Genomic DNA, 6,336 nt, shown 5'->3' with positions numbered 1-6,336 from the left:
ACACGCAAAGTTTTTTGACAGTTTTATAACATGTTGTTTTGACTGGGGGAATTTCCGGAACGGCTTCGAGTGGACGAACGGCCCACAGCGGGAAAGCACCAGAGATATCGGTGAAATGCCCCCGAACGGGTCGAAATCGACAAAATCCCGAGCACAAAAGACGTTTTTCAGCGGCTTCCGGCTACCGACGCGCCTATTAGGACATGAAAGCCCTCCAGCCGATCCGCTTCCGGCGCTTGCGCGGCGACCAGCAATCACTAGTTTGGCCGGATCGGCGATCGCCATACATATATAAGAGGGATGGACACATGCTTGTCCTCAATGAGACGGAAACGCGCGCAGCGCTGGACTGGCCTGCGCTGATCGATGCGCTGGCGGCAATGTTTAGCGGCGACTGCGTTGCGCCAGTGCGGCATCATCACGAGATGGAAGTACCCGGCGAGCGCGACGCGACCATGCTGCTGATGCCGGCGTGGCTGCCGGGGCGTTATGCGGGCGTGAAGATCCTCTCGGTGTTTCCCGACAATGCGCGACGCGCGCTACCAGCGATCTTCGGAACCTACCTGCTCTCCTCCGCCAGGACAGGCGAGATGCTGGCGGCGATCGAGGGCGGCGAGTTGACGGCACGGCGTACCGCGGCGACGTCGGCGCTGGCAGCGCGCTATCTCGCCCATTCCGAAGCGCACGAGCTGCTCGTCTGCGGTACCGGACGGCTATCGCTCAACCTGTTGCAGGCGCATGCGGTGACGCGGCCGCTGCAGCGGTTTCGGATCTGGGGTCGGAACATAAAGAATGCAGAGGCGATCGCGGCCGAGGCGCGGGCGCTGGGTCTCAACGCCGAAGCCGTGAACGACCTTGAGACGGCCGTGCGGACGGCCGATATCATTTCCTGCGCGACGCTCTCCAACGAACCGTTGATTTCAGGCGACTGGCTGAAGCCCGGGGCGCATCTCGACCTGATCGGCGGCTTCAAGCCCGACATGCGCGAGGCCGACGATACGGCGATCCGCCGTTCGAGCGTCTTCGTGGACACGCGCGCGGGCGCCACCCGCGAGGCGGGCGACATCGTGCAGCCGCTGAAAAGTGGCGTCCTTTCCGAAGGCGGCATCAAGGCCGAACTGGCGGAGTTGACGAGCGGCAGGCATCCGGGCCGGCGGGATGACGACGAGATCACCTTCTTCAAGTCGGTGGGCGCCGCACTTGAGGATCTCGCGGGCGCGATCCTCGCCTACGAGACGGCGACGAAGGCGCGAGCGACGGCGTGAGTGACGTGCCCATATTGCCGGAGCTCCCGGTCTCTCATGTTCTACCCGCGATCGGCGCGGCTCTGACGACGGCGCGGCGCGCCGTGCTCTCCGCACCGCCGGGGGCGGGCAAGACGACGCTGGTGCCGCTTCATCTTCTCAATGAGGTCTGGCGCGGCGATGGCAGGATCATTCTGCTCGAGCCGCGACGGCTCGCGGCGCGCGCGGCGGCCGGGCGGATGGCGGCGCTGCTCAATGAGAATGTCGGCGAGACGGTCGGCTATCGTATGCGGCTCGATACCAGAATCTCGGCGCGGACGCGGATCGAGGTGGTGACCGAGGGTGTGTTCGCGCGGATGATCCTCGACGATCCCGAGCTGTCGGGCGTATCGGCGGTGATCTTCGACGAATTTCACGAGCGGTCGCTCGACGCCGATTTCGGTCTGGCGCTGGCGCTCGACGTGCAATCGGCGCTGCGCGAGGATTTGCGGATCCTGGTCATGTCGGCGACGCTCGATGTCACCGGCGTGGTGGCGTTGCTCGACAACCCGCCCTTGATCGAGAGCATGGGACGCAGCTTCCCGATCGATATTCGCTACCAGGACCGGCCGGGTGGCGAGCGGATCGAGGATACGATGACGCGGGCGATCATCGATGCGCACAAGACGGAGAGTGGATCGATCCTGGCTTTTCTGCCCGGACAGGCCGAAATCACCAGGACGGCCGAGCGGCTGCGGGAGCGGTTCGACGCGGCAACGGTGATCGCGCCGCTCTACGGCAATCTCAGTCAGAAGGAACAGGACGCGGCGATCCGGCCGGCGGCGGTGGGCACCCGCAAGATCGTGCTGGCGACCTCGATCGCCGAGACCTCGATCACCATCGACGGCGTTAGGATCGTGATCGACAGCGGATTGCAACGCCTGCCGGTGTTCGAGGCATCGACAGGGATCACCCGGCTGGAGACGGTGAGGGTGTCGCGGGCCTCGGCCGACCAGCGGGCGGGGCGCGCCGGGCGAACCGAGCCGGGGATTGCCATCCGGCTCTGGCATCAAGGGCAGACGGCGGCGATGCCCGCCTTCACGCCGCCGCAGATCCTCTCGACCGACCTTTCCGGTCTCGTGCTCGATCTCGCCCATTGGGGCGTGCAGGACACGAGGGCGCTCAGCTTCATGGACCAGCCGCCGGAGACGACGCTTGCCGAGGCGCGCGCGCTGCTGCGCGAACTCGGCGCGCTTGACCGGGATGGCGGGCTGACCGCGCGCGGCCGCGAGATGCGCGACATGGCGCTCCCTCCTCGGCTGGCGGCGATGGTGCTCTCCTCGGGAGAGACCGGGCATGCGAGGGAGGCGGCGATGATGGCCGTGCTTCTGACGGAACAGGGATTGGGCGGGACAAGCATCGATCTCGAGGACCGGCTGCGCCGGTTCAAATCCGAGCGCGGCGAGCGGGCCGAGGCGGCGCGGCAGCTGGCTATCCGGCTGGCGAAGGGGCGCGATCAGATGGTGGCGGACGAGCCGGGTCTTGCCGGCCGGTTGCTTATTCATGCCTTCCCCGACCGCATCGCGCTGCAGCGTGGCGGGCGTGGTCGGTTCGTGATGGCCAATGGGCGTGGCGCGGAGATTGCCGAGACCGAACGGCTGGCGAGCAGCCCGATGCTTGTGATCGCTGACCTCACGGGCCGGGCGGCGCAGGCACGGATTCTCGCGGCGGCAGAGGTGACGCGCGGGGATGTCGAGGCGGAGCTGCCGGGCGCGATCCGCACCGACGACCAGACCTTCTTCGATCGTCAGAGCAAGCAAGTGCGGGCAAGGCGGGCGACGCGGCTCGGCGCCATCGTGTTCGACGAGACGCCGCTGCCTCGGCCATCCGGCGAGGCTGTCACGCGGGCGCTTGCAGAGGGGATCAAGGAGATGGGGCTTGAGCAGCTGCCGTTTTCCAAGGAAGCGATGCAGCTGCGCGAGCGGATCGGCTTTCTCTATAGAAGCATCGGCGCGCCATGGCCCGACATGAGCGAGGCGGCGCTGCTTGCCCGCATGGACGACTGGTTCATTCCCTATCAGGCGGATGCGCGCGGGCTTTCAGACATTTCGGCGGGCGGGCTTTCGAACGGATTGATGGCGCTGGTGCCGCATGAGCTGCAACGCGACCTTGCGCGGCTGGCGCCAACGCATTTCGAGGCGCCGACCGGGCAGCGGCATCCGATACAATATGACGGGGAAGAGCCGACACTGACCATCCGCGTTCAAGAACTGTTCGGGCTGAAGGCGCACCCGACAATTGCCGGCGGGCGGCTTTCGCTGCTGCTCGAGCTGACATCGCCGGCGCATCGGCCGATCCAGACGACGCGCGATCTTCCGGGGTTCTGGGCCGGGAGCTGGAAGGATGTGCGCGCCGACATGCGCGGGCGCTATCCCCGGCATCCATGGCCGGAGAGGCCGGAAGAGGCACCACCGACGACCCGGGCAAAACCGCGAGGAACATGAGCCGCAATGCCGATCAAGAATAAAGAGATGGCCGACAAGGTCGAGAGCATGCCCGAGGAAGATAGGCAGAGCAGCCGTCGGCTAAGGCTGGAGACGCTGGTGCGTCTGCGCTGGCTTGCCGTCTGCGGGCAGACCGCCACGGTGCTGATCGTTGCCCTCTGGCTGCAGTTTCCGCTGCCGGTGCAGGCGTGCATCGCGCTCATCACGGCACTGGCGATCGTCAACTTCTATCTGATGATCCGCTATCCGGCGACGCACCGCATCGACCCGGTGGCGGCGCTGGCGCTGCTCGGCTTCGATCTGTTGCAGCTCTGCGCGCTGCTCTTCATCACAGGCGGGCTTGTCAATCCATTCGCTGTTCTTGTGTGCGTTCCCGTCATCATCGCTTTCGCGTCGCAGCCGATCCGCTACAGCATGCCGCTGATCGTGGTGGCGATGGCCTGCATCACGATCCTGTCGTTCTCGCCCTTCCCGCTTCCCTGGTTCGACGGGGCGGAGATCAACGTTCCAGAGGTGATGCAGTTCGGCGTCTGGTGCTCGATCGCCTCGACCATGACGTTTGCCGCCTTCTATGCCTATCGGGTCTCGATGGAGGGGCGCCAGCTGGCCGAAGCGCTGGCGGCGACCGAACTGGTGCTGCAGCGCGAGAAGCATCTGTCGCAGCTCGATGGCCTGGCGGCAGCGGCCGCGCATGAGCTGGGAACGCCGCTCGCCACCATCAGCGTCGTTGCCAAGGAGATGGAGCGGGAGCTGAAGGACGACGATCGCTTCCGCGAGGATGTGCAGCTGCTGCGCAGCCAGAGCGAGCGCTGCCGCGACATCCTGCGCCGGCTGACGACGCTCTCGGCCGAGGGCGATGCGCATCTGCGGCGCCTGCCGCTCTCCTCGATGATGGAGGAAATCGTCGCACCACATCGCGAATTCGGCATCAAGCTCAACCTCGTGGAGAAGGCGCCGCGCAAGGGCGAGCCGGTGACGGAGCGCAATGCCGGAATGATGTACGGGCTTGGCAACCTCATCGAGAACGCCGTCGATTATGCCCGGCAGGAGGTGACGGTCACGGTGGAGCATGATCAGGAGAAAGTGCGGATCACCATCGAGGACGACGGCGAAGGCTACTCGCCCGACATCCTGCTCAGGATCGGCGAACCCTATGTGACCAAGCGGCAGAAGGAGGACCGGGCCGGCGGGCTGGGGCTCGGGCTGTTCATCGCCAAGACGCTGCTGGAACGCTCGGGCGCGGCGCTGACCTTCGAAAATCGGGGTCCTGACTATGTCGGCGCGCGCGTTCGCGTCGAATGGCCGCGGGTGCTGATCGATACGCATTCGACAAAATGAGCCGATGAGGCTAAAGAAAATGCAATGCAATCGGCCTATATCAGGCTGACAGCACCAGGATTGAATAGATGAGCGAGCAGATTACCAACCCCTCCCCCGCCAGCGACGACTATATCGGCCCCGATGCGAGCCTGCTGATCGTTGATGACGATGGACCGTTCCTGCGCCGGCTGGCGCGCGCCATGGAGACGCGCGGCTTTCAGGTCGAGACCGCGGAATCGGTGGCGGAAGGCGTTACCAAGTCCCACGCCAATCCGCCGAAATACGCGGTGGTCGATCTGCGGCTCGGCGATGGCAATGGTCTGGATGTGATCGAGGCGATCCGCCAGAAGCGCGACGATACCCGCATCGTCGTCCTGACCGGTTACGGCAATATCGCAACGGCGGTGACCGCAGTGAAGCTCGGCGCCGTCGACTATCTCGCCAAGCCGGCGGATGCCGACGATGTCTACGCGGCGCTGACGCAGCGCAGCGGCGAGAAGGCTGAATTGCCTGAGAACCCGATGTCGGCCGACCGGGTTCGCTGGGAGCATATCCAGCGTGTCTATGAGATTTGCGAGCGCAACGTTTCGGAAACGGCGCGGCGGCTCAACATGCACCGCCGCACATTGCAGCGCATTCTCGCCAAGCGGGCGCCGAAGTAAATTCAAGCTAGACGTCGTCTACGCCGAGCGGCTTGCCGGTGGCCCATTCGGCCATCAGCAGGCGCTGGGCGGCCGCGCGCGAGAAATTCAGCGTAACGGATTTGCGGGTGGCGGGCGCCAGTCTATGCTCGGGCGCCTCGCGGATCATGTGGGCGCCATAGCCATCCGAGAGAAACAGGCCGCAATCCTCCGGAAAGATATCGAGCGGCACATCCTTGTGTGTCGCGAAGAACAGCCGATCGCAATGCAGGCGATATTCCGGCCATTTGCGATCCACCCTGAAGTCCTCGATCGAGGTCTTGATCTCGATGATCCAGATCTCGCCCTTGTCCGAGACGGTGATCAGATCGGCGCGCCGACCGCTTGCGAGCGGCAGTTCCGGCAGGACGGCGTGACGCATCTCGTGAAGTAAAATCTGAGTCCCGCGACGCACGAGCATGGCCCTGTCCGATTGCCGGCCATCGATTAACGGATTGTTATTGTAAACACTCAAAATCGTCATGGATAAGTTAGGGTCCAGCGCGCGCGTTGTTGCAAAAAAACCATGCGCTTCTAGTTTGCCGTTGCGTAATTGCTCCGCCGCATTGCAACAGCTTGCCAAGGCGAAGTTAATCGAAAATAAACCAT

General features: G+C 64.6%; 5 protein-coding genes. 4 read left to right on the top strand and 1 reads right to left on the bottom strand.

Features of this window, described 5'->3' with window-relative positions:
* Positions 1–308 precede the first annotated feature (308 nt).
* The 4 genes from lhpI to ACVTFQ_RS17830 all read left to right on the top strand — a co-directional run bounded on the left by lhpI (position 309) and on the right by ACVTFQ_RS17830 (position 5,709).
* Positions 309–1,265, top strand: coding sequence for a bifunctional Delta(1)-pyrroline-2-carboxylate/Delta(1)-piperideine-2-carboxylate reductase (gene lhpI, locus ACVTFQ_RS17845; RefSeq protein ID WP_111562765.1), 957 nt, complete (start codon positions 309–311; stop codon positions 1,263–1,265).
* Positions 1,266–1,270: 5 nt separating this feature from the next.
* Positions 1,271–3,727, top strand: a complete 2,457-nt coding sequence (gene hrpB / locus ACVTFQ_RS17840; protein WP_409527910.1) for an ATP-dependent helicase HrpB — start codon at positions 1,271–1,273, stop codon at positions 3,725–3,727.
* Between the two features lie 27 nt (positions 3,728–3,754).
* Positions 3,755–5,065 carry an ActS/PrrB/RegB family redox-sensitive histidine kinase gene (locus tag ACVTFQ_RS17835; RefSeq protein ID WP_111562786.1) on the top strand — a complete coding sequence of 437 codons (1,311 nt, stop codon included), beginning with the start codon at positions 3,755–3,757 and terminating at the stop codon, positions 5,063–5,065.
* Between the two features lie 68 nt (positions 5,066–5,133).
* Entirely contained in the window at positions 5,134–5,709 is a 576-nt protein-coding gene (locus ACVTFQ_RS17830) for an ActR/PrrA/RegA family redox response regulator transcription factor (RefSeq protein WP_111562763.1), read from the top strand.
* A gap of 7 nt (positions 5,710–5,716) precedes the next feature.
* Here the strand turns inward: ACVTFQ_RS17830 and ACVTFQ_RS17825 are convergent, their stop codons facing one another.
* The gene (locus ACVTFQ_RS17825; RefSeq protein ID WP_111562762.1) at positions 5,717–6,211 is read right to left on the bottom strand and encodes an MmcB family DNA repair protein; all 495 of its coding nucleotides are present in this window, start codon (positions 6,209–6,211) and stop codon (positions 5,717–5,719) included.
* Positions 6,212–6,336 lie beyond the last annotated feature (125 nt).

This window comes from Rhizobium sp. O111, assembly GCF_055616315.1.
The sequence above is the reverse complement of the archived record's forward strand: the minus strand, read 5'-3'. Positions and strand labels throughout refer to the sequence as shown.

Coding starts and splice junctions, on each gene's coding strand:
- ACVTFQ_RS17825 (WP_111562762.1), bottom strand. CDS start 6,211: ATGACGATTTTGAGTGTTTACAATAACAATCCGTTAATCGATGGCCGG.
- lhpI (WP_111562765.1), top strand. CDS start 309: ATGCTTGTCCTCAATGAGACGGAAACGCGCGCAGCGCTGGACTGGCCT.
- ACVTFQ_RS17835 (WP_111562786.1), top strand. CDS start 3,755: ATGGCCGACAAGGTCGAGAGCATGCCCGAGGAAGATAGGCAGAGCAGC.
- ACVTFQ_RS17830 (WP_111562763.1), top strand. CDS start 5,134: ATGAGCGAGCAGATTACCAACCCCTCCCCCGCCAGCGACGACTATATC.